Source organism: Polyangium fumosum, assembly GCF_005144585.1.
Taxonomy (GTDB): Bacteria; Myxococcota_A; Polyangia; order Polyangiales; family Polyangiaceae; genus Polyangium; species Polyangium fumosum.
Genome location: NZ_SSMQ01000014.1, coordinates 97,678 through 123,647 on the forward strand (window position 1 = coordinate 97,678; position 25,970 = coordinate 123,647).

At 71.2% G+C, this 25,970-nt stretch carries 16 protein-coding genes; 7 read left to right on the forward strand and 9 right to left on the reverse strand.

The window, feature by feature from the left end:
• The first annotated feature begins 46 nt into the window (after positions 1–46).
• Genes larB through larC form a run of 3 tightly spaced genes read left to right on the forward strand, consistent with a single transcriptional unit; the run spans position 47 to position 2,291 of the window.
• On the forward strand, positions 47–832 hold the full coding sequence (gene larB / locus E8A74_RS15810) for a nickel pincer cofactor biosynthesis protein LarB (RefSeq protein WP_136929842.1): 786 nt from the start codon (positions 47–49) through the stop codon (positions 830–832).
• Between the two features lie 44 nt (positions 833–876).
• Positions 877–1,086 (forward strand): hypothetical protein, encoded by a 210-nt coding sequence (locus tag E8A74_RS54750; RefSeq protein WP_269749873.1) that lies wholly within the window; start codon positions 877–879, stop codon positions 1,084–1,086.
• A complete protein-coding gene (gene larC / locus E8A74_RS15815) occupies positions 1,083–2,291 on the forward strand; it encodes a nickel pincer cofactor biosynthesis protein LarC (protein ID WP_232379584.1) in 1,209 nt (402 codons plus the stop codon). Before E8A74_RS54750 ends, larC begins: the two co-directional genes overlap by 4 nt.
• Positions 2,292–2,411: 120 nt before the next feature.
• Here the strand turns inward: larC and trxA are convergent, their stop codons facing one another.
• Positions 2,412–3,053 carry a thioredoxin gene (gene trxA / locus E8A74_RS15820; protein WP_136929844.1) on the reverse strand — a complete coding sequence of 214 codons (642 nt, stop codon included), beginning with the start codon at positions 3,051–3,053 and terminating at the stop codon, positions 2,412–2,414.
• A gap of 103 nt (positions 3,054–3,156) precedes the next feature.
• On the opposite strand from trxA, the gene corA reads away from it, so the two are divergent.
• Together corA and E8A74_RS15830 are read left to right on the forward strand one after the other, a co-directional pair.
• Positions 3,157–4,320, forward strand: coding sequence for a magnesium/cobalt transporter CorA (corA, locus tag E8A74_RS15825; RefSeq protein ID WP_232379572.1), 1,164 nt, complete (start codon positions 3,157–3,159; stop codon positions 4,318–4,320).
• 172 nt (positions 4,321–4,492) lie between these two features.
• Entirely contained in the window at positions 4,493–5,494 is a 1,002-nt protein-coding gene (locus E8A74_RS15830; protein WP_136929846.1) for an ADYC domain-containing protein, read from the forward strand.
• Between the two features lie 4 nt (positions 5,495–5,498).
• Here the strand turns inward: E8A74_RS15830 and E8A74_RS15835 are convergent, their stop codons facing one another.
• From E8A74_RS15835 to E8A74_RS15865, 7 genes are all read right to left on the reverse strand, one after another.
• On the reverse strand, positions 5,499–6,710 hold the full coding sequence (locus tag E8A74_RS15835; RefSeq protein ID WP_136929847.1) for a DUF790 family protein: 1,212 nt from the start codon (positions 6,708–6,710) through the stop codon (positions 5,499–5,501).
• Entirely contained in the window at positions 6,697–8,067 is a 1,371-nt protein-coding gene (locus E8A74_RS15840; protein ID WP_136929917.1) for a DEAD/DEAH box helicase family protein, read from the reverse strand. Before E8A74_RS15840 ends, E8A74_RS15835 begins: the two co-directional genes overlap by 14 nt.
• A gap of 22 nt (positions 8,068–8,089) precedes the next feature.
• On the reverse strand, positions 8,090–9,697 hold the full coding sequence (locus E8A74_RS15845; RefSeq protein WP_170229157.1) for a hybrid sensor histidine kinase/response regulator: 1,608 nt from the start codon (positions 9,695–9,697) through the stop codon (positions 8,090–8,092).
• Between the two features lie 100 nt (positions 9,698–9,797).
• Positions 9,798–10,877 carry a glycosyltransferase family 4 protein gene (locus E8A74_RS15850; RefSeq protein WP_136929849.1) on the reverse strand — a complete coding sequence of 360 codons (1,080 nt, stop codon included), beginning with the start codon at positions 10,875–10,877 and terminating at the stop codon, positions 9,798–9,800.
• Complete coding sequence (locus E8A74_RS15855; RefSeq protein WP_136929850.1) at positions 10,870–11,289, reverse strand: 6-pyruvoyl trahydropterin synthase family protein; 420 nt, start codon at positions 11,287–11,289, stop codon at positions 10,870–10,872. The genes E8A74_RS15850 and E8A74_RS15855 overlap by 8 nt, the downstream gene beginning before the upstream one ends.
• Positions 11,290–11,318: 29 nt before the next feature.
• Complete coding sequence (locus E8A74_RS15860) at positions 11,319–12,314, reverse strand: zinc-binding dehydrogenase (protein ID WP_136929851.1); 996 nt, start codon at positions 12,312–12,314, stop codon at positions 11,319–11,321.
• The gene (locus E8A74_RS15865) at positions 12,311–13,033 is read right to left on the reverse strand and encodes a RibD family protein (protein WP_211365369.1); all 723 of its coding nucleotides are present in this window, start codon (positions 13,031–13,033) and stop codon (positions 12,311–12,313) included. The genes E8A74_RS15860 and E8A74_RS15865 overlap by 4 nt, the downstream gene beginning before the upstream one ends.
• A gap of 102 nt (positions 13,034–13,135) precedes the next feature.
• On the opposite strand from E8A74_RS15865, the gene E8A74_RS15870 reads away from it, so the two are divergent.
• Positions 13,136–13,735 carry a YqgE/AlgH family protein gene (locus tag E8A74_RS15870; protein ID WP_136929852.1) on the forward strand — a complete coding sequence of 200 codons (600 nt, stop codon included), beginning with the start codon at positions 13,136–13,138 and terminating at the stop codon, positions 13,733–13,735.
• A 12-nt stretch (positions 13,736–13,747) separates the two neighbouring features.
• Here E8A74_RS15870 and E8A74_RS15875 read toward each other — a convergent pair whose 3' ends face one another.
• Entirely contained in the window at positions 13,748–14,680 is a 933-nt protein-coding gene (locus tag E8A74_RS15875; RefSeq protein WP_136929853.1) for an alpha/beta hydrolase, read from the reverse strand.
• Between the two features lie 197 nt (positions 14,681–14,877).
• Between E8A74_RS15875 and E8A74_RS15880 the strand changes: the two genes are divergently transcribed.
• On the forward strand, positions 14,878–25,911 hold the full coding sequence (locus E8A74_RS15880) for a tetratricopeptide repeat protein (RefSeq protein WP_136929854.1): 11,034 nt from the start codon (positions 14,878–14,880) through the stop codon (positions 25,909–25,911).
• The last annotated feature ends 59 nt before the right edge of the window (positions 25,912–25,970 follow it).

The window sequence follows — 25,970 nt, forward strand, 5'->3', positions numbered from 1 at the left end:
GGCCGTGCGTTGCGCGCGGGCTTCCACCGGGCTAAGGGCTCCCGAGATGGATCCGAGGCGCGTGGAGGAGCTGCTCGATCGGGTGCGGCGTGGGGACGTGACGGTCGAGCAAGCCGTCGAGGCGCTCGGGAGCCTGCCCTTTCGCGACCTCGGTTACGCGACGGTCGATCATCATCGCGCGCTCCGGCAAGGGGTGCCGGAGGTGATCTTCGGCGAGGGGAAGAGCGGCGAGCAGATCGCGGGGATCGCCGAGGAAATGGTGCGCGCCGGGACGAACGTGCTCGTGACGCGGATCGACGCGCACAAGGCGGCGATCGTGGGGCATCGGGTGCCGAGCTTCCGCTACGCGCCCCTCGCGCGGACGGGGAGCGTGGAGCTCGCGCCGCCGCCGAAGCGGCCGTGCGCGCCGGTGGCGGTCGTGACGGCGGGGACGAGCGACAACGAGGTGGCCGAGGAGGCCGCGGAGACCCTGTCCGCGCTGGGGCTCGAGCCGCTGCGGATCTACGATATCGGGGTCGCGGGGATCCATCGGCTCTTGCACCGCGTGGAGGATCTGCGGCGCGCGTCCGCGGCGATCGTGTGCGCCGGGATGGAAGGGGCGCTGCCGAGCGTGGTGGGCGGGATGGTCGCGACGCCGGTGATCGCCGTGCCGACGGCGGTGGGGTACGGGACGGCGCTCTCGGGGTTTACGGCGCTCTTCGCGATGCTCACGTCCTGCGCGTCGGGGGTGTCGGTCGTGAACATCGGCAACGGGTTCGGCGCGGCGATGGCGGTGCACCGTATGATGCCGAAGGCGTCGCAAGCGATCGAGCCGCCGAAGACCGCAGGCTGAGCAAGGAGCACGGCACGTGCACGGACACGGACACGATCATGGGCATGGGCACGACCATGACCACGGGCACGATCACCATCACCACGACGATCATGCGCACGGCCCAGGCCACGTGCATCACGCGCACGATCACGGGCACGCGCACACGCACACGCACGAGCGCCCGCACACCCACGCACATGCGCCCGCGGCTTCGCACGATCACGGGCATGTGCACGGGCACGAGCACGGGCGCGGGCATGAGCATCCGGTGAGGACGCCGCTCCTGGAGCAGGGCTCGGGGGTCGGGAAGATCCTGTTCTTCGACGCCTTCAGCGGCGTCGCAGGGGACATGACGATCGCGGCGCTGCTCGACCTTGGCGTGCCGCTGCTCGTGATCGAGCACGCGGTGGCGGCGCTGCCGCTCGAAGGGGTGTTCCTGGAGCGCGGGCACGTGCATCGGAGCGGCATCGTGTCGACCTCGTTCGAGGTGCACGTGGAGACGCCGCAGCCGGAGCGGACGTACGCGTCGATCGACGCGATGCTCACGTCCTGCCCGCTCGAGCCCGAGGTGCGAGCGCTCGCGCGCCGGATCTTCCGGCGGCTCGGCGAGGCGGAGAGCGCAGTGCACCGCATGCCGCTCGACGAGGTGCATTTCCACGAAGTGGGGGCCGTCGACGCGATCGTGGACATCGTGGGCGCAGCCGCAGCGCTCGTGTACCTCGGGGCCGAGGTGCGGGGCGCGCCGCTGCCGATGGGGCGAGGGTTCGTCAAGGCACGTCACGGGATCCTGCCGCTGCCGCCGCCAGCGACGGTGGAGTGCCTGCGCGGCGTGCCGACGTACGGCGTGGATCTCGACGCGGAGCTCGTGACGCCGACGGGCGCGGCGATCCTCGCGACGGCAGCAGGTCGCTTCGAGCGGTGGCCGACGTTCGCGCCGGAGCGCGTGGGCTGGGGCGCAGGGTCGCGGGAGCTGCCGGATCGGCCGAACCTGCTGCGGGTCGTGCTCGGCGCGCGCGGAGGCGACACGGATGAGCCCGCGATCGGCGCGTCGCACGTGGTGCTCGAAGCGAACGTGGACGACATGACGGGCGAGATGGCGGCGCACGCCATCGAGGCGCTCTTCGCAGCAGGCGCGCTCGACGCGTGGGCCGTGCCGATCACGATGAAGAAGGGGCGGCCAGCGCTGACGATCGCAGCGCTCGCGCCAGCGCCGCAAGCAGACGCGGTGGGCGCGACGCTCCTGCGCGAGACGACGTCGATCGGGCTGCGGAAGATCCCGGTGACGCGGACGGAGCGGCCGCGGCGCACGGTGGCCGTGGACACGGCCTACGGGCGGGTGCGCGTGAAGATCAGCGAGGGGCCCTTCGGTCCGCCGCAGATCAAGCCGGAGTTCGAGGACTGCGCAGCCGCGGCGAAGACACACGGTGTGGCGCTGCGTGAGGTGATCCAGGCTGCGCTGGCTGCGCTGGCCGTCTGAAGGCGATGCGCCGGGGTTTCACCCCGGGCCCGACCAGGGGCTCTTCGCCCCTGGACCCGAACCAGGGCACAGCCCTGGACCTCAGGTGCATCGACCGCGATGCGGTCGATGCAAAGAGGCTCAATCGGGTCGTTCGATCGGAAGGCCCTCGGCTTCCCAGCCGAGGAAGCCGCTCTCGAGGAACGCGATCTGCACGTCGCTCTTCGCGAGCGTCTCGACGACGACCTTCGCCTTGTCGCCAGCGCGGTCGTAGAGGACCGGCTCGCCCGGGAGCATGTGGAGCTCGGCAAGGCGGGTCTCGATCTCTTCGAGCGGGATGTTGACGGCGCCCGGGATACGCGCGCGGTTGTAGGCAGCGGCCTCGCGCGTGTCCACGGCGACGACCTGGTGTTGCTTGAGGAGCTGCGCGAGCTCCTGCACGCGGATGGCGCCCTCGGCCCGCGGGAGGAAGGGATCGAGCAGCTCGCGCAGGCGCGCCTTGCGCACGGCGCCTTGTTCTCCGGCGACAGGGCGGCCGCGGAAGAAGACCATGAACGTCGGCACGGCCTGCACGCGCATCGCCTGCGCGAGGCGCTTGCTCTGGTCGATGTTCACCTTGACGAACTTGGCTTTGCCTTCGAGCTCGCGCGAGAGCGCCTCGACCTCGGGGGCCACCGTTTTGCAGGGGCCGCACCAGTCGGCGTAGAAGTCGATGAGGACGGGCAGCTCGCTGCGCAGGACCTCGCGTTCGAAATCTTGCTCGGAAATGACGGGGACCGGCATGGGAGGAAGTCCATAGCGAGAGTCCAGGCCGATGGCGAGGGGTCTCGCCCATCGGCGCAAGCGAGCGGCGAATCAAGGCCGGGCCTTCGGTAGGATGTCCTCCGTGCAGGACACCCAGGACGCCCCGCCGCCTTCGTCGAAGAGCCTGGCCTCGGGTCGCAAGAGGCCCCGGCCGAGCCTGATCCTCTCGAACGAGCCCACGCCCGGCGCGCCGCCCGGCACGCTCCTCGTCGAGGACCCGAACAAGCCGAAGATCTACCTGATCGACTACTGCCTCGAGCACATCGTCGAGAAATGGATCGACTCGGTCGACGAGGCCGTGCCTTACCTGACCGACGACCGCCCGAGCGTCACGTGGATCGACGTGCAGGGGATCGGGCACAAGCCGACGTTCGAGCGGCTCGGGGAGATCTTCGGCATCCACCCGCTCGCGCTGGAGGACGTGGTGAACGTGCCGCAGCGGCCGAAGAGCGACGTGTACCCGGAGCAGCAGGTGATCATCTGCCGGATGGCGCAGTCCAACGTGAAGGGCGCGCTCGTGACCGAGCAGATCGCGATCGTGTTCGGCAAAGGCTTCGTGCTGACGGTGCAGGAGGAGCCGAGCGCGGACGTGCTCGAACCGGTGCGCGAGCGCATCCGCAAAGGAAGGCAGCTCATGCGGACGGGCGGCGCCGACTACCTCGCGTACGCGCTCTTCGACGCGATCATCGACGGGTTTTACCCCGTGCTCGAGAAGCTCAGCGACCGGCTCGACGAGATCGAGCTCGACGCGTTGCAGGGCAAGGACGGGACGGCGCACCAGATCCACGACGTGAAGCGGGATCTGCTCGCGCTGCGGCGGACGATCTGGCCGCAGCGCGAGGTCGCGAACTCGCTGCTCCGGGACGGATCGCCGCACATCCAGGAGCACACGCGGATCTATCTGCGCGACACGTACGACCACGCGGTGCAGGTGATGGATATGGTCGAGACGTTCCGCGAGATCGCCTCGGGCCTCATGGATCTGCACCTCTCCGGCGTGTCGAACCGGATGAACGAGATCATGAAGGTGCTCACGATCATCTCGACGATCTTCCTGCCGCTCACGTTCATCGCGGGCGTGTACGGCATGAACTTCGACACGAAGATCTCGCCGTACAACATGCCCGAGCTGGAATGGCGGTTCGGATATCCGGCCTCGATCGGGCTCATGTTGCTGAGCGTGGCGGGGCTCTTCGTCTTCTATTGGCGAAAGGGTTGGATCGGGAACCGTCGCCGCGATCCGTGAGCCACGGATCTCGAGGCGACGGTTTGTTGCTTCCCTCCGGCCCCGGCGAAACGCGCCCGCGCGACGGGGCATCTGCGGTTCGAGAGAGGGGAGAAACATGCATTCGTGGATGTCCTGCACGTCCGAAAATGGATGGAGACGCGCCGCTTTGGGGGCCCCGATCCTCCTGGGAATGCTCTTCGGCTCCGCTTGTACCGAGCCGACGGGAGAGCCCGAAGAGGAGGAGGTCATCACGTCCGTTCAGGCGCTCAGCACGACGAACGGGCTCGCGCTGAACGGGCTCGCGTTGAACGGGCTCGCGTTGAACGGGCTCGCGTTGAACGGGCTCGCGCTGAACGGGCTCGCGTTGAACGGGGTAACGCTCGAAGGGACGACGTTCGTCGGGAAGACGGCGTCGGGCGCGCCGCTCGCCCCGGACGCGTTCGTCGGCGTGACGCTCACGGGCACGCTGAGCAACGGGCAGACGATCAAGCTGCGGATCGACGATCGCGTGCCGTCGACGCGCCCCGACGTGTTCCTGTACGAGGTCTCGTACCTGTCGAACACGAGCCAGAACACGTGGAAGAGCCTCTGCGGCACGACGTCGAGTGGTACGCCGCGCCGCGCGATCCCGCTCGCGGGCACCTGGGACTACTCGCAGAAGAAGCCGACGAGCGGCATGCACCAGCCGTCCGACACGACCTTCACCTTCGCGTGCAGGCCGTTCGCGATCGCGAAGTGCGTCGAGCTTGGTTACAAGCCGTGGAGCAGCGTGACGGAGTGCGCCGCGCCGGGCGTGTGCAAGGAGATCCCCGGCGCGCTTCTGCACCAGACGTGCACGCGTATGCTGCGCGCCGATTACTGCGGCGACGGCGTGCCCCACACGCAGGACGGGACGCCCGTGGACGTGTGGGACGAGTTCGGGATCCAGGACGCCGCCGTGACGGACTTCGCGTTCGAGGCGGAGTGGACGCCGATGGGCGCGCGCTGCATCGAGCACACGCGGTGGCACGGCGATACGAGCGGATCGGTCGCTGCGTACGTGAACAAAGTGTGCAAGTCGCGATGGGCGAGCGCGCAGCCGACGTACGACTGCGGAGGGGCGAGCTCGACGCTGCACACGGCGAAGGGGTTCGGCGTTCCGCTGCTCGCCCGTTCGCTCATCGGCAACGAGTCGGCGCTGCCCACGGATTGACGTGTCAGCCCTTGCGACGAAGACGTTCGAGCACGGCGCGCGGGGACATCGTGGCGCGGTAGACGTAGATCTCGCCGGCCTCGTCCTCGCCGAGGACCTCCTCGCTCACGCGGAGCTGCTTGCCCACGGCGAGGAGGAACCTCGCGGGAAAACCCTTGCGAACGAGCTCGACGCGTTGCCAGACGGCCTGTCGGCTCCAGAAACCGAAGGCCTCGAGGAACACTTCTTCGCCCGTGGTCTCGCTGCGGAAGACGAGGTCGGGGACGCAGGCGATCTCGCCGGGGAGGGCGAAGACGTGATCGTTGTCCGTGACGACCCACTCGGAGCCGAGGCGCTCGAAGGCCTGCTTGAACACGTCGAGATCGGGGCCCGTGGAGGGGGCCTCGGCGACGTGCGAGACGAGGCCGTCTTCGGGGGCGATTTCGAGGACGGCGCGGGTCTTGGCCTTGCCCCACGCGAGCTCGGCGCGGACGTGAAAGGAGCGGAACGCGAGGACCTGCGGGAGGAACATGGCGAGGCGCAGGCCGTACTTCTGGACCGCGTCGAAGAGGCTCCACGGGCCGTCGAGCGTGATCGTGTAGCCCTCCGCTGGCGAGCCCTCGACGACGTGGATGAGGCCGTGGAAGCGCGCGGCGCGAAAGAGCCTGCGGTACCGATCCGGGCCCTCGTCGGCGACGCGGATCGTGACACGCGTGGCCTTGAGCAAGACGGCCTGGGCGAGGCCGAGGTCGTAGCGCTCGAGCAAGGCGTCGGGGCCGATCGGGCGGAAGGCTTCGAGCCGCTCGTTTTCGCGTAGATCGGCGTAGAGCGCAGCGTCGATCTCCGCCGGGGTTTTTCCGAGGCGCGGCGCGAGCTCGGCGAGGACGGCGTCGCGATCGAACTCGCTGCGGACGTCGAGCGCGCGGTGGGCAAGGGCTGCGGCGAGGAAGACCTCGCGGCGGATCTCCTCGGGATCGACGCCGGCGGGGACAGTCCATGTGCACTGGCCGTCGAGGACCTTGCGCAGGCCGTCGCCGACGAGGCGCGCGTCGGCGGGGACGGGGACCGCGTCGAGCGCGGCTTCGATCTCGTCGCGGCTGTGGCCGACGGCGCTGCCGAGGATGCGGACGAAGTCTTTCGCGAGCGTCTTGGCGAGCTCGGCGTCGTTGCCGCGGAGGTAACGAGGAAGGACGCGGCCGCCTTTGCGGCGCACGCGGAGGAGATCACTTGTAAGCAACGTGCTCCCTCCGCTTGTCGCTCGTGTACTGCTCGGCGGTGTTCTCGGCGACGAGCTCGTAGAGCAGCGCGCGTTTGTCCGTTCCCTTGCGCAGGATGCGGCCGAGGCGCTGGACGTGCTCGCGGACCGAGCCGTTGCCGCTCAACACGATGGCGACGTTGGCCTCGGGGACGTTGACGCCTTCGTTCAGGACCTTCGAGGTGACGACGGCCGTGAGGTCACCGGCGTTGAAGGCGGCGAGGATGGCGCTGCGCTCCTTGACGCGGGTCTGGTGGGTGATCGCGGGCAGGAGGAAGCGGCGCGAGATCTGGTAGACGGTCGCGTTGTCCTCGGTGAAGACGATCGTGCGGTCGTGGCGGTGGTTGTGGAGCAAGCGGGCGAGGACGTTGATCTTGCCCGGCGCGGCGAGCGCGAGCGCGCGTTGCCTGCGGTAGGCGAGGAAGGCCCGACGGCCCGCCTCGCTGCGCGAGGAGAGGTAGAGGAAGCGGCTCCAGCCGTCGGGCGCCGACATGCGGATGCCCTCTTCGCGGAGGAACGTGACGTACTCGCCGCGGGCGGCGTCGTAGGCCTCGCGCTCCTCGGGCGAGAGCGGGACGCTGATTCGTTCGGTCTCGTAGGAAGCGAGGTACTCGCCGGAGAGCTCGGTGATGTCCTTGCGATAGACGATGGGGCCGATGAGCTCGTCGTAGGCGCGGCCATCGGTGCGCTCGGGCGTGGCCGTGAGGCCGAGGCGGAAGGGCGCGATGCTCATGCGCGCGGCGAGCTGGTAGGAGGGGCTCGGGAGGTGATGGCACTCGTCGAAGACGACGAGGCCGAAGCGCCCGCCGAGCCGATCCATGTGCAGGTGCGCGGAGTCGTAGGTGGTGACGGTGATCGGCTCGACTTCGTGGTAGCCGCCGCCGATGACGCCGATGGCGCGGCCGAACGCGGCGGCGAGGATGTCGTACCACTGGTTCAAGAGGTCGAGCGTGGGCACGACGACGAGCGTGGAGCGCTTGCGGCCAGCGATGGCCATGGTCGCGACGTAGGTCTTTCCCGCGCCGGTTGGCAGGACGACGACGCCGCGGAAGCGATGAGCGGCCCACGCGTCGAGCGCCTCGCGCTGGTACGGGAAGGGCTCGTGGCGCGCGGCGGGCTCGATGTCGAGCGTGTCGTAGGTGCGCGCTTCGTCGGTGAAGGCGAGCTTCTTGGCGCGCAGCCAGAGGACGATGTCCGCGTACGAAGACGCGGGGAGGCGGAAGGTGTTCTCGCGCGCGTCCCATGCGCAAGCGGGCGGCAGGCTCGTCGCGTCGTCCTGCGCGAGGCCGTCGAGGCGCACGGTGCCGCCCTGAAACGCGAGGCGGAGGCCATCGCTCATCATCTCGGGGGCGGAGGTTAGCTCAAACCGAGGACGACGCGCGCGCGCGCGGGGCGATCGCGCGGAGGATCTCTTCGAGGTCGGCCGGCGAGAAGGGTTTTTCCAGGCACCGGTTCGGGGCCTGGGCCAGGAAACTGCGGGCATCCTGGGTGAAAGCGCCGCCCGTCATGTAGACGATGCGCTCGTTCGACTCGGGCATCCGCTCGCAGAGCGCGCGGTGGATGTCGAAGCCAGAAACCCCGGGCATCATCACATCGCAGAGCACGGCGTCGTAGGGTTTGTCTGAGAGCGCTTCGAGCGCGCCTTTCCAGCTCGTCCGTCCGTCGACGTCGTGGCTGCGCTCGAGCTGGCGCACGATGGCCGAGAGGAGCGCGGGCTCGTCGTCGACGACGAGGACCGTGAGGCGCGGGACGGGCGCGCGCTTCGGGATCTCGGAGCGAGGTTCGCCGCCGAGATCGACGTTCTCGGCAGGCAGGAGCGTGACGCGGACGACGGTGCCTTTGCCGACCTCGCTCTCGATCTCGATGCGGCCGCCGTGCGCGCTCACGATGCTGCGGCAGATCGAGAGGCCGAGGCCGCTGCCGACGCCGACGGGCTTGGTCGTGAAGAAGGGCTCGAAGACGCGGTTCATGATCTCGGTCGGGATGCCGGGGCCGTTGTCGCGGATCTCGACGAGCGCGCTGCCCGAGACCTTGTGCGTGGCCGTGACGACGCGGATCTCGTTCGTCTGCGCCGAGCCTTGCGGGAGGGCCTGGAGGGCGTTGACGAGCAGGTTCAAGAAGACCTGCCCGAGGCGAGCCTCGTTCGCGTGGACGAGCGGGACGTCGCCGTAGCTGCGGACGAGGCGGGCGCGATGGCGGATCTCGTTGTCGGCGACCTTGATGGAGGCGTCGAGCACGCGGCGCACGTCGATGGGGCGGCGCTCTTCCTGGTTGGCGCTGGAGAAGACGCGGAAGTCGCGCACGATCTGCGCGACACGCCCGGTGCCGTCGAGGGCCTCGCCGCAGAAGCCGAGCAGCTCGCGCGCGAGCGCTTGGGTTTCGGTGTCGCCCCGCGCGCCGGAGGTGCTCGCGAGATCTTCGAGCTTCTTCGTGACGAGCGCGATGTTGAGCGTGACGTAGGCGAGGGGGTTGTTGATCTCGTGGGCGACGCCGGCGGCGAGCGTGCCCATGGAGTTCATGAGGTTCGCCTGGTAGACGCGCGCCTCGGTCTCGATGCGCGTCGTGATGTCGCGGCAGAGGCTGATGATCGCGATGCCGCCCTCGAAGGGCGCGGGCGCGGAGGCGACTTCGACGGTGATGACGCCGCCGTCGCGGCGCACGAGGCGGTAGGTGTAGAGCGGCGCGGCCTCGCCCGTCGCGAGCATGACGCGCACGCGGCGGTTCTCGCGCGTGACGTCCTCGGCGTGGAGGATCTCGCCGAGGGGTCGGCCGTAGAGCGACTCGGCGCTCTCATGGCCGAGGCACGTGAGGAGCGTGGGGTTGGCGTAGAGGATCTTGCCGCCGCGGTGCACGACGACGAGCTCACTCGTCTTCTCCACGATGAGGCGAAAGAGGCCCCGCACCCCCGCGAGAGCCTCCTCCACGGCACCTTCGAAGCGGGAGGTCTGTGCGACGTGCTCGTCGTGCATGGCGTGGCCCATCCGTACGAAACTCGAACCATTCTAGAACGGAAGGCGGACGTGGTTCGGGGTTTCGTGAAGGCGGCAAAAAGCGCGCGCGGCGCGGGGGTCAACGCGCTGCCGGGAATACGGCACGGCAAAAGGCATCCTGGGTGTCGGCCCACGTAGGCAGCGTCCCGGCGCGTCGCAGGGCGGCGTGTTGCATGGCGTCGAGACGCTGCTCGTCGTTCACGACACGGACGAGCGCGTCTTCGAGCGCGCGCGGATCGCCGGGCGAAACGAGGAGGGCCTCTTCGCCATGGCGGACGACCTCGGGAATGGCGCCCGCGCGACACGACACGATGGCGAGGCCGTGCGAAACCGCCTCGGCGAGCGCGATGCCGTACCCCTCGTAGCGGCTCGGGAGGACGAGGACGTCGTGCGCGCCGAGCTCCCGGGCGAGCGCTTCGTCCGGGAGCGCGCCCGTCACGCGCACGCGGCTCCCGAAGCGGGAGGCCGCGGCGAGCACGCGCGCGGCGTACCACGCGTCGCGATCGGCAGGCCCGGCGAGCGTGAGCACGGCGCGCGCGGCGACGGCGGCGAACGCTTCGAGCAAGGCGAGCGGATCTTTGCGGGGCGTGAGGGCGCCGAGGAAAAGAAGGCGCACGGGGGCGCCGCGTGCGCGCGCGGGGGGCGTGGCGCGCGCGCCGAGTCGATCGCGGCCGGGAGGCACGACGGTGATGCGATCCCGCGGGAGGCCCGCGGCCTTGGCCACACGTGCAGTGGTCTCGCTCGTGACCACGACGTGATCCGAGGCGGTGAGGAGGACACGTTCGAGGGCGAGGCGGAGGTTTGCGGAGGCGCCCGCTCGTTCGCTTGCGGCGAGGTGATGGAGCAAGGTGACGAGGCGCGGGGACGCTGGCGATCGAGCGCGCAGCGCAGCCGCGAACGCCGCGCGCGGATGACAGAGCTCGTCGATGATGACGACGTCGTGCATGCGGGGAGAGGACACGCGCGGCGCGAGGAGGCCGAGGAGGCGAACGTTTTCGCGCAGCGGGGCGAGCGGCCCACGCACGTCGAGGTTCACGACGTCGACGTGGCAGCCGCGTGTCCTCAGGCCCGAGGCGACGATGCGATCGTAGAGGTAGCCGCCCGTGGGTTGATCGAGCGGGCCATCGACGACGAATGCGACGCGCGCGCCATCAAGCAACCCCGGGCTCCACGCCGGGCATGGTCGACGCCGGGCGGATCGGCCCGCGGTACTTGGCCCACGCGTTCGGGGACTCGTCGAGCACGACGGTGAGCATCGTACCCGCGCGGAGCGGCAGCACGTGCCCGAGCTCGCGGTGGATGTACCGCGCGATCACCTCGGTCGTGGACCTGCCCGGCGAAAAACCCGGGTGATCGTCGAGGTTGCGGTAGTCGAGTTGCTCGAGGACGCCGCGCAGTTTGGCGCGGAGCATGCCGATGTCGCAGACGACGCAATGCTCGTCGAGCTCTTCTTGCTCGACCTCGATGCTGACCACGTACGTCGCGCCATGCATGCGTTGCGCGGGCCCGAAGAAGTCACCGTCGAGGCGGTGAGCCACCATGATGTGATCGCGAACGCCGACCGTGTACATGCGCTCCAAGATACCGCAGGAGCCACGGATCAACGTGACGGATCGAGCACACGATGCGGCGGATTCCACGCCTCGCCGGCAGCGAGCGACGCGTACAGGCGGGGCGCATCGGTGAACGGAACGAGCGGACCGACGAGGCGATCGAGGTGGTCGTCGCGGAGCAGTTCGTTCACGACGGAGAAGCGTCGATCGAAGGTGAAGCGAGCGCGGCGCGCGGGCGGGATCGCGCCGACCTGGCTCGAACGGATCGTGACGCGGTTCGGGTGGAACCGGCCGCCGAGGGGCAAGGGGACGCCACGCTCGCCGTACCAGGAGACGACGAGGATGCGCGCTTCGGAGCCGGCGGAAGCGACGAGCGCGGCGAGGGCTTCGGGGGAGCCGGAGGCTTCGATCAGGACGTCGGCTTCGGCGACGATCGCGGCGTCGATCGAGGGGAGCGCTGCGGCGCATCCGAGGTCGCGGGCGAGCGCGGCGCGGCGTTCGTCCGGGTCGATGCAAGCGACGTGGCCACCCGCGCGCGTGGCGAGGCGCGCGACGAGCTGCCCCACAACGCCGAGGCCCACGACGACGACGCGCTCGCCGAGCGCAATTTCCGCGTCCCACACGGCATTCAGTGCGGTTTCGAGGTTCGCCGCGAGCGTGGCGCGGGGCGCGGGGATGCCCTCGGACAAGGGGCGGAGCGCGTGTTCGTTGGAGATGAAACGATCGTGGTGCGGGTGGAGCGCGAAGACCGTACGGCCGAGCAGATCGGGCGAGGTGTGCACGCCGATCGCCTCGACGACGCCGACGGCCGCGTAGCCGTAGCTCGTCGGGAGATCAAACGAGCCGCGCTGCGCGGGCAGGGCCATCACGGCGCGGATGTCGGGCGGTACGCGGCCCATGAGAACGAGGCGTTCGGTCCCAGCGCTGACGCCACACGCGAGCGTGCGGACGAGGGCTTCGTGCGGGCCAGGATCGGAGAGGGGTTCGTCGCGGAGGGCCGCGACGCCGGGGCGTTCGAACCAGATCGCGCGGGCCCGGGTCACGAGGCCTCCGAGGCAGCGTGGGGGAGGGAGAGCGGCAAGGGCGGCGCGCCTTCGCGGGCGAGTTCGAGGAGCACGTCGCCGCCGACGTGAACCACGCGGCGGAGCTCCAGGCGCAGGGCTTGATCGAGCTTGCGGGTGCCGAGATCACCGACGGCCTCGATGCCCGCGCCGATGACGAGAGGCGCGACGGTGACGACGAGCCGATCGACGAGCCCTTCCCGGAGGAAGGAGGTGATCACGCCGCGGCCGCCTTCGACGAGGAGCTCGCGCGTGCCGCGCTCCGCGAGCGCGCCGAGCAGCGCGTCGAGGTGGATGCCTTCCCCGTTCGTCGCGACGGGGAGCGCGCAGCACTCGACGTGGGACGGCAGCGTCGCGCGTGAGGCCTGCCGCGTGACGTGCAACGTGCGTGTGGTCGCGTCGCGGAAGAGCTGCGCTGCGGGAGGCACGCGGCCGCGGGTGTCGAGCACGACGCGCAGGGGTTGTTTTCCCGGCACGTGTCGCACGGTGAGGAGCGGATCGTCGGCGAGCGCGGTGCCGGATCCGACGAGGACCGCGTCCGCGGCAGCGCGGAGGGCGTGGGCGAAGCGCGTGGTCTCCTGGCCGCTGATCCAGCGCGAATCACCGGTGGAGGTGGCGATGCGGCCGTCGAGGGATTGCGCGAAATGCACGGTGACCCAGGGCCGCGAGCGAGGCGGCATTCCTTCCGTGCAGTCGCGCATGGTGAGGCGAGCGTAGCGTCGAGCGTCGCGCGGGGCGAGGCACGCGGAAGAAGCATGGAGCGAGGACGCCCTCGGCGACGAATTCGATTAAGATGGGAACGGATGAACAAAGCCCACCGCTCGCTCGCGCCCGGGTTCTTGATCGCCTCGCCTCCGCTCGGAGATCCGAACTTCGATCGGACGGTCGTGCTGCTCGCGGTGCACAACGAGGACGGCGCGCTCGGCTTCGTGGTGAACCGCGTGGCCCCGATGTCGCTCGGCGAGGTGCTGAAGCTCGCGGGGTACAAGGGTCCCGAGTCGAAGGACGAGGGGCCGGTGTTCCTCGGCGGCCCGGTGGCGCCGACGATGGGCTGGATCCTCTGCGTGGATCCGAGCCTTGACGCGGAGCAGGAGGGCGTGCTCGCCGTGGACGGTCGGATCCGGATCACGTCGCGCCGCGCGGCGTTCGACGAGCTCGTGCAGGAGCGCGTGGCGCAGGCGGGCGCGCCGGATCCGAAGCGGCGGATGGTGATGCTCGGCTACAGCGGTTGGGGCCCCGGGCAGCTCGAAAAGGAGATCGGGACGGGCGCGTGGCTGCCGACGCCGCTCGACGAAGGCGTGCTCTTCGACGTCGACGTGGACGATCGGTGGGAGCGCGCCTACGCGCTGCACGGGCTTACGCCCGCCGTGATGATGTCGATGCGGACCGTGGGCGAGGCGTAACGAAGGCTGCGCTCAGGGGTTCCGGACGGACAAACCGCGGAAGCGGCGGTCGTGCCAGCGGAGCATCTCCAGCGTGCCGACCTCGCGGAGCCAGGGTTGGTCGTGCGGACCCGGCAAGACGACGGCGTCGTGCGGGACGTTGCGCTTGGTGAGCTCGGCGGAGAGTGCTTCGTTGGCTGCGCGGAACGGATCCGTGGTGCTCGTCTCGACGTGCACGCCGCGCGCGCCGTGAGCGGTGACGATCGCGGCGAGGCGATCGGCGTAGCCCGCGGCCCGGTGCGCGCCGATCGCCGTCTGCACGACGCCGATCGCGCCGAACGTCTCGGGGCGGCGTGAGAAGACCTCGAGCGCGACGTAACCTCCGAGCGAGCATCCATCGAGGGCGGTGCGCGCGACGTCGGTCGCCACGTGCGCCTCGCGGCGCGCGCGCGGGACGACGACCTCGGCGATCCAGCGCGCGTAGCCATCGAGCGCGGCCTTGGGGTTCGCCGCCTTGTTGACGTTCGGCGTGTAGGGACAGGCGATCACGAAGCCGCGGAAAGGCGTGCGCGCGAGCTCCTCGTTGACCGCGCGGAGATGTTCGTCGGTGAAGTCCAGCCGTTTCGACGTGCGCACGACGGGAGGCCGGCCGAGGCGCGCGAACGCGGTCGCGAGGCCGTACCGTTCGAGCCAGGCGTAGGCGCCCATGCGCTCGTCGCCGGTCTCGCCGAGGCCATGCAGGAGAACGAGGAGCGGCGCCGGGGCCTTCGTGGGATCGAGGCCGCGCGGGATCGAAAGGGTCATGCGCCGGCCGAGCGCGCGATCGCCGGGAAGATCGAGGTCGCGCACGTCGAGATCCGGGGCGCCGAGATCGGTCGTCCCTCCGGCTTCGGCGCGTCGCGTCGTGCCGAACGTCCATGCCGCCGCGGAGGCGCCGATCAGGAAGCCACGACGTGTCGTCCGCACAGTGACGCAGCGTAACCCACGCCCCCTGCGCGGGGCCACCCCCCGGGGCGAGGGCGAGGTGGCCGACGGGGTCCCCCGGGGTTCCAGCCGCATTTCGTGATTTTGCCGGCGGCTGATTCAGATCAATGCGATCCGTCCGAACGATCCTTGATACGTTCTCGGCCGCGCCGATTTTCCCCGGCGGCTCGGGAAGGGACATGCAGGAATCGAAGACCGGTCGCGCCGTACCGCAGCTGGACACCGTTGCCTCGGCCCTGGAACAGACGATCGAGAACGAACCCGCGCTCCTGGATTTGCTCGCGCAGGCCCTCGCGAAGGGCGCGAGCCCCGGAGAGCTATGGGACATGCTCCATCAGGCTGCGCATCGGGACAACCGCATCGCCGAGCTCGCCGCTGCCTACGACGCCATCTGCCGCGACCGGAAGATTCGCCTGCTTCAACCGGCCGCGCAGATCGAGCTCTTGCTGAGCGCCTCGGCGTTCCTCGTGGACTACGCCGGTGACGGAGCGACGGCGCAGCCGCACCTCGAGCGCGTCATGCAACTGTCGCCGGGCAACGTCGACGCGTTCCAGCGGCTCGAAGGCATCCTGCGTGACCGCGAGGACTGGACGAAGCTCGCCGATCTCTACACGCAGATGGCGGCGCACCGGCCGGACAAACAGGAGCAGCTCGCGTTCCTCCGCGCCGCCGTGCAGATCCTCGCCGCGCTGCAAGGCGAGGAGGACAAGGCGTTCAAGCTCCACCAGCAGATCCTCCGGCTCGACCCGACCGACGCCGACAGCCGCAACGCGATGGCCGAGCGGTTCATCGCCGCGGGCCGCTTCGCCGACGTGGCGAAGCTCTACGAGCAAGCCATCTCCGCCGACCCGCCGCCCGCCGACGAAGATCTGCTCGCGCTGCGCGAGCAGGCCATCGAGCTCTACTCGGTCAGCCTGCACGAGATCGAGAAGGCGCTGCCGCACGCGGAGGAGGTGCTCAAGAAGAACCCCGACAGCGAGCTCGCGTGGAGCACCTGCGAGCAGCTCCTCACGCACAAGACGCTCGCCGCGCGCGCCGCCGCCGCCATCGAGAACGTGTACATGTCGCGCGAGCAGTACGAGGACGCCGCGCGCATGCTGACGATCCAGATCGACAGCGTGCGCGGTCCGCGCCGGCTCGAAGCGCAGAAGCGGCTCGCTGCGCTGCAATACCAGCACCTCGGTGACCTCGGCGCTGCGTTCACCCTCTACGAGGGCATCCTCACGGTCGATCCCAACGACGACGAGGTGCGCGCGCGGTACCGCTCCATCGGCGCGGCGCTCGATCGTCGGCTCGACGTGACGCGCGTGCTGACGCGCGCCTCGGCCGGCGCGAAGGACCCGCTCGTACGCGCGAAGATCGCCTCCGACCTCGGCGAGCTCTTCCTGGAGACGGGAGATCCGAAGCGGGCGCGCGCGTCGTTCCAGAGCGCCGTGGACGCGGGGCTCGCGGAGGACGCGGGCGTGCGCGCGGCGCGGGCCCTCGCGGAGCTGTGCGAGCAAGCCTCCGACTGGAGCGCGCTCGCCGCGGCGCTCGATCGGCTGAGCGACATCGAGCCGGAGCCCGACGCGCGCGCCGGCGCGGCCGAGCGGCTTGCGCGGCTGCGTGAGGAGACACTCGGGGATGCGCCGGGCGCGATCGCTGCCTACCGGAAGCTCGTCGGCACGTCGCTGGAGAGCGACGCGCTCCCCGCGCTCGAACGCCTCTACGAGGCCGCAGGCGACGAGGTTTCGCTCGCCGATGTCCTCGAACGTCGCGCGGCCCTGGAGACCGACAGGGAAGCGGCGCGGGACCTCGCGTTCCGCGCGGCCGATCTCCGTGCTGCGCGTTCGAACGATCTCGGCGCGGTGCTCGACGGCTGGCGCAGGTTCCTCCAGACGTATGGCCCGACGCGCGAGATCCACGCGCGCATCCTGCCCTTGCTCGAACGCGAGCAGCGCTGGGAGGAGCTCGCGCAGACCCTCGACGCGGAAGCGGGCCTCGCGCCTTCGGAGGAGCGCATCGCCATCCTCGCGAAGCTCGCGCAGGTACGGCTCAGTCGTCTCGGCGACGGCGCGGGCGCGCTCGACGCGTACCGCCAGGCGCTCGACCTCGATCGCTCCGACAAGGCGTGCCGGCAGGCCGTGGAGCGCATGCTCGGCGGCGGCGAGCACCGGCTCGGCGCGGCCGACGTCCTCGAACCGATCTACCGCGAGGAGGGGGCCTCTCCGGGCTTGCTCAAGATCCTCGAAGTGCGCGGGGACGTCGCGAAGGACGCCTCCGATCGGCTCGCCGCGCTGCGCGAAGCCACGCAGATCGCGGAAGCGGATCTCGCGGACGGGAAGCGCGCGCTGCTGTTGGCGGGCCTCGGCCTGCGCATCGCGACGAACGACATGGCCGACGACGTGCCAGAGTGGCTGTCGACCGTGGAGCGCCTCGCGGGGGGCGACGCCGCGCGCCGCGCGGGCATCCTGATCCAGGCGCTCGGCAACCGGAACGTCGATCACCCGGCGATCGCGGAGCTCGCCAAGGCCACGGGCGAGGCGCTCGCGGTTTACGGTGACTTCGTCGGCGCGTTGTCCGTGCTCCGGAACGCGCTCGCCTTCGAGCCGTCCTCGCCCGACCTCATCACGCGGATCGACAGCCTGCTGCAGAAGCACGGCAACGCGCAGGAGCGGCTCGCGCTGTACAAGGGCGCGCTGGCCGCGACGACGGATCCGGAGCGGCGTCGCCAGATCTTCCACTCCATCGGCACGATCGAGCGTCGCGGTTTGCGCGACCTCGCAGCGGCGGCAGCGACCTACCGTCGCGCGCTGGAGGAGGACGCGGGGGATCGGGGCGCGTACGAAGCGCTGCTCGACGTGCTGGAGGAAGGCTCGGACGCGGAGGGCCTCTACGCGGCGCTGATTGGCGGCGTGGAGCGCGCGGCCGACGCGGAGGAGCGCGCGGCGATCACGCTGCGCATGGCGAACCTGTCCGCCTCGCGCGGCTGGATCGATCGCGCGCGGCAGCACTACCGGAGCCTGCTCGACGAGGGCACGACGCTTTCGGACGAGACGCTCGATCGGATCGCGGACCTCGCGCAGAAGGCGGGCGATAACGATCTCTATCGTGTGCTGCTCGAACGGCGCATCTCGACGGCGGAGGGCCCGCTCTCCGAGGCGCGATGGCTCGAACACCTCGCCGCGCTGAAGGCCGAGGCGTTCGGCGACACGGCGGCCGCGATCGAAGACTACCGGCGCGCCGGCGACCTCGCCGACGGCGGCGGGGACGGCGCGCTCGCCGAGCGCCTCTTCGAGCGCGTGCTCGCGCTCTCGGCCGACGATCGCGACGCCGCCGAGCGGCTCGTCGATCTTTACCGTCGCTCCGAGGCGTGGGAGAAGCTGCCCGCGGTCTACGAGGTCCTCTTCCGCACCGCGGCCGACGCGTCCGAGCGCGCGGACAAACTGCTCGCATTCGAGGATGCAGCCATCCACGCGAAGGCGACCACGCGCTTCGTGGGCGCGGCGGACGCGCTCCTCGCGGACGAGGGCGCGCTCGACGTCGGTCCGCGCGAGGCGCTCCAGGCGGCGCGCGCGCGTGTGCTCGCGGCCGACCCCGATCGCCAGGAGGACGCCGCGGCGGCCTACCGGAGCATGATCCAGGGCGCGTCGGAGCCCTGGACCGCGGTCGAGGCGTTCGAAGCGTTCCTCGATCAGAGCCCGCCGTCGCAGGCGCGGCTGGAGGATCGGCGCTGGGTGCTCGGCTTCCGCCTGCAACGCGCCGAAGGCGATCGTCGCATCGAGGCGCTGCTCGCGTGGGCGGCGGCCGAGGAGAACGTCTTCAAGGAGCCGCGCGCGGCTGCGGATCTCTACGCCCGCGTGCTGGAGCAAGATCCGCAGAACGACGCGGCGCTCGCGGCGCGCGGCCGGCTCCTTCTGGACGTAGGCGACGTCGAGGGCGCGGCGGCCATGATCGCGGCGCGCCGGGATCTGCGCGAGGGCGCGGAGCGGACGGCGCTCGAGCTCGAGCTCGCGACGCTCCTTCTCGATCGGCTCGGCCGTGTCGACGAGGCGCTCGCCGCGGTGGAGCCGGTGCTCGAAGCCGAGCCGGGCAACGAGGGCGCGCTCGTGCTCCTCGAGCGTGCGCTCGCGCGGCCGGAGTCCCGCCGTCGCGCGGCCGAGATGCTGGAGCGCGCTTGCGACACGACGGACGACGAGTCGATCGCCGCGCGGATCCTCAAGCTGCTGATCGCGACGCCCGCGGACGCGAGCGACCTCGTGGATCTCCGCGCGGGCTGGTTCACGCGGCTGCTCGACAGGCCCGGCGCCGCGCCGGAGCTCGCGCTCGACCTCGCCGTGCGCGCGGTCGAGGAGCTGCCCTACGACGCGGCGTTGTGGGATCGCGCCGAGCAGCTCGGCCGTGATGCCGACCGGCCCGATCTCGTCGCCGAGGCCTACCGCAAGAAGCTCGAATCCGACTCCGTGCGCGAGCTCGATCCCGACACGCTCGACGACCTCGGGCGGCGCTCGGTCGACTACCACGAGGAGTTCTTCTTCGACGATCAGGACGCCGTCATGAAGCTCCTGCGTCGGGTCGTCGACGTCGCCCCCGACGCGTTGTGGGCCTTCGAGCGCTTGAAGCTCGCCTACAACCAGAACGAGCGCTGGGCCGATCTCTTCTCGCTCTACGACCAGGCCATCGAGCGCACCGACGACAAGTTCGCGCGCGTCGAGCTCCTGGAGGACGCGGCCGAGTCGGCGAAGGATCTCGCCGGCGATCCGGATCGCGCCGTGCGGTACCTGGAGCAGCTCCTGCCGCTCAAGCCGCGCGACAAGAAGATCCGCACCTCGCTCGAGCGCCTCTACGAGCGCCTCGGCCGTCACCGTCCGCTCATCGATCTGCTCTCGCACGAGCTCGCCTCGCTCGACGTCGAGGCGGCGCAGAAGCTCCGCGCGCGGATCGCCACGCTCTGGCTCGAAGGCGTCGTCGAGCCCGACGCCGCCTTCCGGGTCGTCGAGGAGATGCTGACGGTCGAGCCGTCGCGCGCCGAGGCGCTCGACTTGCTGGAGCGTGTCCTCGCCGCCACCGTCTCGGCCGAGCCGCTCTCCATCCGCCCGAGCGCGGAGGCCGAGAACACGGCCCGCCAGCGCGCGGCCGTCGTCCTCGAACGGCGCTACCGCAGCGAGGAGCGCCACGAGGACCTCGCGCGTGTGCTCTCCGTTCGCCTCGAAGCCGCGGTCGATCCTGCTGCGCGCGGCGCGCTCCTGCGCGAGATCGTCTCGCTGCGCGCCGACGTCCTCGACGACCCGGCGGGCGCGCTGGAGAGCCTCGCCGCGCTCGTCGCGCTGGAGCCCGCCGAGCCGAGCCACCGCGCCGAGCTCGAGCGCCTCGCTGCGCGGGTCGATCGTTTCGATCGACTCGCGGAGGTCCTCGTCGGGGTCTCCGAGGGCGCCGGCGGCGCGCTCAAGATCGAGCTGCTCTCTCGCGCGTCGGCGATCTACGTCGAGAAGCTCGGCGATCGGGGTCGCGCGATCGATCTCGGTCGGACGATCCTCTCGCTCGAACCCGGGCACCCCGACCTCGTCGTCGGCCCCGCGCGTGATCTCGAGCGCCTCCTCGCGGAGGAGGGCCGCTCGGCGGAGCGCTGCGAGGTCCTCGAACGGCTCGCGCGCCTCGAAAAGGATCCGGATGCCCGGCGCGCAACGCTGCTCGAGGTCGCGCGCATCGCGTCGAGCGAGCTCGGCGACAAACCGCGCGCCATCGCGGCGTATCGTGCTCGCCTCGCAGACGAGCCGCGCGACCTCGACGCGCTCGGCGGCTTGGCCCTCGATCTCGAAGCCGAGAGCCGCTTCGGCGAGCTCGCGGAGGTCCTCGAGCGCCGCGCCGAGCTCACGGAAGGCGACGCCGCGCGTCAGGATCTCGTGCGCGTCGCGGCGATCTGCGATCACGAGCTCCGCGACGTCGCCCGCGCGATCACCGTGTGGGAAGGCGTGCGTGTCCGCTTCGGCGCCGACGACGAGAGCTGCGACGCGCTCGCCCGGCTCCTCGAAAAGGCGGCGCGCTGGCCCGATCTCGTGGCGCTGCTCGGCACGAGTGCCGCGCAGGCCGACGAGGCCGGGACCAACGTGGCCCGCGCGGCGGAACTCTACCGCCGCCTCGGCGACGTGCAGCGTGATCGCACCGCGCAGTGGGCCGAGGCCGTCGTGAGCTACGAGGCCGCGATTCGTTGCGCCGATCCGGGCGGCCTCGCGCTCTCTGGCCTCGAATCGTTGCTCTCGCTCATCGACCTCGACGACGAGGCGCGCCGGCCCATCCTCGCCGCCGCCGTCCGTGTCCTCACGGCGGCCTACGCGGCCTCGGGTGACTGGCAACGCACCATCGACCTGCTCGAGCCGCGCCTCGCCGCCGCGACGTCCGCGGCCGAGCGTACGGCGATCCTCGCGGAGACCGCGTCGCTGCACGAGCACCGTCGCAACGACCCGGCCGCGGCGTTCGACGCCGTCTGGCGCGCGTTTGCCGCGGTGAAGACACCCGAGCTCTCGGCCGAGGTCCTGCGCCTCGCCGCGATCGCGGATCGCTGGGCCGACATCGCCGAGGCATTCCCGGCGATCGAGGCGCAGGGCGACGTCCCGCCCGACGTCGCGCGTGCCCTCTGGTGGAGCGTCGCGCTCTGGCACCGCGATCGCCGCGGGGACGAGCGCTCCGCCGAGATCGCCATCGAGCGCGCGCTGACGTACGACCCGACGAACGCCGAGATGCTCGCGGCGCTCGTCGAGCTGCGCCGCCACGCGCCCGGCAAGCCCCTCGTCGATGCGCTGCTGCGCCTCAGCGAGGTCTCCGCGGACGCGCTCCCGCTCCACCGCGAGGCGGTCACCGTCGCCAGCGACCACGTGGGCGATCCGAGCCTCGCCAAGAGCATCGCCGAGGCCATGCTCCAGAAGGCCGAGGCGCGCTGGATCGGCGAGGGTTCGGACCCGCTCAGCGAGGCCGCCACCTTCGCCGCGTGGGCGCTCGACGTCCTCGTGCGCATCTGCCGCGAAGAGGGCGATCTCGTGCGTGTCGTCGCGCTTTGCCTCGACGGCGCGAAGCTGCCCTTCGAGGCAAAGCGCCGCCGCGCGCTCCGCCTCGCGGCCGCCGAGATCTCCGACGCGCAGCCGGCGATCGCGATCTACGAAGAGCTCTTCGGCGAGGATCCGACCGACGAGCTCGTCGGCTCGCGCCTCGAAGAGCTTTATCGCAAGGAGGGCCGTCGCGCGGAGCTGCTCACCCTGCGCGAGCGCCAGATCTCCGTGGCCGATGAGGTCCTCGGGCGCGTCGATCTGCGCCTCGACCTCGCGTTCCTGCTTGTCGAGTCGGGCGACGTGGATCGCGCGATCGGATCGCTCCGCAAGAACCTCGAGGAGAGCCCCTCGCACGCGCCCTCCGTCGACAAACTCGCCGAGCTCTTCGGCGAGCGTGGCGATCACGGCGCGCTCGCGTCGCTCTGGGAGGATCAGGCTGCGCGGCGCGAGGCCGATCGCGACACGACCGCGGCCGCCGAGCTCTGGCGGAGGGCCGCGATCATCGCCGAGACGCGCGTCGGAGATCTCCCGCGCGCGATCAGCGATTACCGCCGCGCCGCGCGCTACCGCGACATGGCCTCGCTCGACGCGCTCGCGCGCCTCTTCACGGCGCGCGGCGATCATGCGGCCGCCGCGGAGGTCCTCGAGACCATCTGCGCGGACGCGCCGGCCGACGCCTCGCCGCACCCCGTCCTGCGCCTCGCCGAGGCCTACATCGCCTCGGGCGAGCCCGCGCTGGCGCAGCAGCGGCTCGAAGAGGCGCAGGGCCGCGTCGCCGACCCGGCGCCGCTCCGGGCGCGCCTCTCCGTCCTCTACCGCGAGGCCGAGGCGTGGGGCCCGCTCGCCGAGCTCATCGCCATCGAGGCCGCGCACACGGAGAACGCCGCGAAGCGCACGGCGCTCCTCCGCGAGGCCGCCGACCTGCACTTCTCGAAGCGGAACAAGCCCGAGGCGGCCGTCCCGCTGCTCGAGCAGGCGTCGCAGCTCACGCCCGACGATCGCGCGATCAAGCTCTCGCTCTGCGACGCGCTGAGCGCCGCCGGCCGATCGGACGAGGCCTCGAACATCCTTCGCCAGATCATCGACGCGTACGGCAGCCGCCGGCCGAAGGACCGCGCGATCGTGCATTACTACCTGGCGCGGGTCTTCCTCTCGTCGGGCGATCGCAAGGCCGCGCTGGCCGAGCTCGACGTCGCGCTCAAGATCGATCCGACGCACCCGGAGATCCTGCTCGCGCTCGCGCGCCTGTCGTTCGACGAGGGCCAGTTCGATCGGGCGCAGCGCACGTACCGCTCGCTGCTCATGATGGTGCGGCGCCTGCGCGACGAGCAGGGCTCGCCGGCCGTCACCCGCACCGAGGTGCTCATCGCGCTCGCGGAGATCGCCGATCGTCAAGGCGATCCCGATCGCTCCGCCGAGCACGTGGAGTCCGCGTTCGAGGCTTCGCGGGAGAGCCCCGACGAGGCCGATCGCCTCGTCCGAGCCCTCCGCGGCCGCCAGAACCACGCGCTCCTCGCGCGCGCGCTCGAACTCCGGCTCGATGGCGCGGGCGGCGACGCGGCGGCCCTCGCGCCCGTGCTCGCCGAGCTCGCTGCGCTCTACGAGCAGCACCTCGGCCGCGCCGAGGATGCGCTCTCGCTCTGGCTCCGCGCGCTCGCCGTGCGGCCGACCTCCGGGGACGCGCACCGCTCGGCGCTCGGGCTCGCTCGTCGCCTCGGCGCGGTCGAGAAGTACCTTGACGCTCTGCGTAAACTCGTCGCGGCGACGACGGTGGATCCTCCGCTCGTCGACCTCCTCCTCCACCTCGGTCGTGCGCTCTCCGGGGAGGGAGGCGACGCGGCCCAGGCGGACGAGGCGTTCCGGCGCGCCGAGACGCTCTTGCTGGAGCGGCCGGGTGATCGCCGGATCCACGAGGTCTGGCGCGCGCTCGAAGCCTCCTGCGAGCAGCGCGGGGATCGCGAGGGGCAAATCGCCCTGCTCGAAAAGCGGATCGCCGCTGCGAGCGAGAGCGCGCCGCCGGCCGAGCTCGCGGATGGCCTCTACCGCCTCGCCGAGCTCGCGCTGCGCGAGCCCGGGGGTGCGGCGCGCGGCGTGCCCGCGCTCGAGCGTGCTCTCTCGCTCGACGCGTCGCCCGATCGCGCCGAGGCCATCTTCCGGCTCGGCCTCCAGCGCGAAGAGAACGCGGCGCAGATCGCCCCGCTCTTCGAGCGTTTCGCGCGCCAGCACGATCGCCCGCGTGCGCTCGTCGACGCGCTCGTCCTGCTCGCGCCCGAGCGCGGGGCCGACCTCTACCGCGAGGCCGTCTCCGTCGCCGAGGGGCTCGGGGACTCGGCGCTCGTCGAGTCCGTCCTGCGGCGGGCGCTCGCCCGCGAGGAGGGCGTGGCCGATACGTCGGACGACCTCTGGGCCCTCGTCGCGCTCGCCAAGGTGCGCGCCGCGGCCGAGGACTGGGCCGAGGCGCGGACGCTCGAAGAGCGCGCGGGTCGCGTGGCGGCGCCCGGCGACGAGCGGGGCCACCTGCTCGCGGCGGCGTCGATTGCCCGTGACAAACTCAACGATCTCGCCGGCGCGGCGCGGCTTTATGCCGAGCTCTTCGAGCGTGAGCCTGCTGATCGTGATCTTTGGGGGCCGCTCGCTGATCTCTATCGGAGCCTCGGCGAGGACGACGCCCTCGGGCGCGTCATCGAGCAGGTCGTCCCGCTGCTCGAGACGGTCGAGGACCGCTCGCGCATGCGCCTCGAACGCGCGCGCCTCGCGCAGAAGCGTGACGGCGGCGCCGACGAGGCGATCTCGACCCTCACGGAGCTGCTCGACGACGATCCCGCGAACCAGGAGGCGGCCACGTTGCTCTCCAGCTTGCTGGAGGCCGCAGGCCGCTTCGAGGATCTCGCCTCGCTCCTCGAGCGCCGTATCGACCTCGCCAAGGACCGCGAGGACACGGCCGGCGTCGCGTCGCTCTCCATGCGGCTCGGCGCGCTCCTCGAGCAGCAGGGCGAGTCCGCTCGCGCCCGCGACGCCTACCACGGCATTCTCGACTGGGACGCGACGAACCTCGACGCGCTGCGCGCCATCGTACGCATCAGCGAGAAGGCCGAGGACCCCTCGGAGCTCGCAGACGCGCTCGAAAAGCTCCTCGGTGCCGAGAAGGGCGAGGCCGCGGAGGCGACGGCGCAGCGGCTCGCTGCGATCCGCGCCGAGCAGGGCGACGAGGACGGCGTGGATCGTGCCCTCGAAGCGGGTTACCGCGCGTTCCCGACGAGCGTGGTCCTCGGCGTCAAGCTGAAGGAGCGCTTCGAGTCCCGGGAAGATTTCCGCAAGATCGCGGACGTCTACCAGATCGAGGCAGAAGGCCGGACCGCCAAGGAAGAGCGCCTCGGTTGCCTCCGCAAGGCCGCCGCGATCCTCCGCGACAAGGAGCAGGATCTCCCGGGCGCCATCGAGGTCCTGAAGCGCGCGCTCGACATCGACCCGCTGGATCGCGCGCTCGTCGCCGAACTTGTTGGGGCTCAAAGCGAGATGGGGGATCACCAGCTCGCGGCGGCCTCGATCGCCTCGGCGGCGGCGAACGTCGAGGGGGCGGCCGCGGTCGAGCTCCTGCTCCACGCCGCGCGCCTGCTCCTCGCGACGCCCGAGGGCGCGAGCGCTGCGGTCGAGCTCGTCGAGGATGCGCGCCGCCGGCAGCCGGATGCGTGGGAGCCCGTCATCGTGCTCGCCGACGCATATGTCGGGGCGGGTCGCGTCGACGAGGCGCGCCCGCTCGCGGCGAACGCCGTCGCCGCGTACGAGGGACGTCGGTCGAGGACGCTCGCGGCGGCGCACCGCGCGCTCGCGCACGTCGAGCGCGCGTCGGGCAATGACGACGTCGCGTTCGAGCAGCTCTCGAAGGCCTTCGAGAACGATGCCGGCAGCGCCGACATCGCGCTCGAGCTCGGTCAGCTCGCGGTCGATCGTGGCGAGCACGACGTCGCTTCGCGCGCGCTTCGTGCGGTCACGATGATGAAGATCACGGCGCCGGGCTCGGCCGAGGGCACGACGTCGCGAGGCCGCGCGCTCGCGTATTTCCACCTCGGAAGGCTCGCGGTTGCGCAAGGGGATCGCGGCAAGGCGCGCCTCCTCGTCGAGAAGGCGCTCGCCGAGGACGCGAACCTCGACGTCGCGCGCGACCTCGCGGACGAGCTCGCGAGCGACTGATCCAGCTTCTTTTCCGCCCTTCTGAAACAGCGCGCCGCGGACCCCTGCGGCGCGCGCCC

Coding starts and splice junctions, on each gene's coding strand:
- larB (WP_136929842.1), top strand. CDS start 47: ATGGATCCGAGGCGCGTGGAGGAGCTGCTCGATCGGGTGCGGCGTGGG.
- E8A74_RS54750 (WP_269749873.1), top strand. CDS start 877: ATGGGCACGACCATGACCACGGGCACGATCACCATCACCACGACGATC.
- trxA (WP_136929844.1), bottom strand. CDS start 3,053: ATGCCGGTCCCCGTCATTTCCGAGCAAGATTTCGAACGCGAGGTCCTG.
- E8A74_RS15830 (WP_136929846.1), top strand. CDS start 4,493: ATGCTCTTCGGCTCCGCTTGTACCGAGCCGACGGGAGAGCCCGAAGAG.
- E8A74_RS15840 (WP_136929917.1), bottom strand. CDS start 8,067: ATGAGCGATGGCCTCCGCCTCGCGTTTCAGGGCGGCACCGTGCGCCTC.
- E8A74_RS15845 (WP_170229157.1), bottom strand. CDS start 9,697: ATGCACGACGAGCACGTCGCACAGACCTCCCGCTTCGAAGGTGCCGTG.
- E8A74_RS15855 (WP_136929850.1), bottom strand. CDS start 11,289: ATGTACACGGTCGGCGTTCGCGATCACATCATGGTGGCTCACCGCCTC.
- E8A74_RS15865 (WP_211365369.1), bottom strand. CDS start 13,033: ATGCGCGACTGCACGGAAGGAATGCCGCCTCGCTCGCGGCCCTGGGTC.
- E8A74_RS15870 (WP_136929852.1), top strand. CDS start 13,136: ATGAACAAAGCCCACCGCTCGCTCGCGCCCGGGTTCTTGATCGCCTCG.
- E8A74_RS15880 (WP_136929854.1), top strand. CDS start 14,878: ATGCAGGAATCGAAGACCGGTCGCGCCGTACCGCAGCTGGACACCGTT.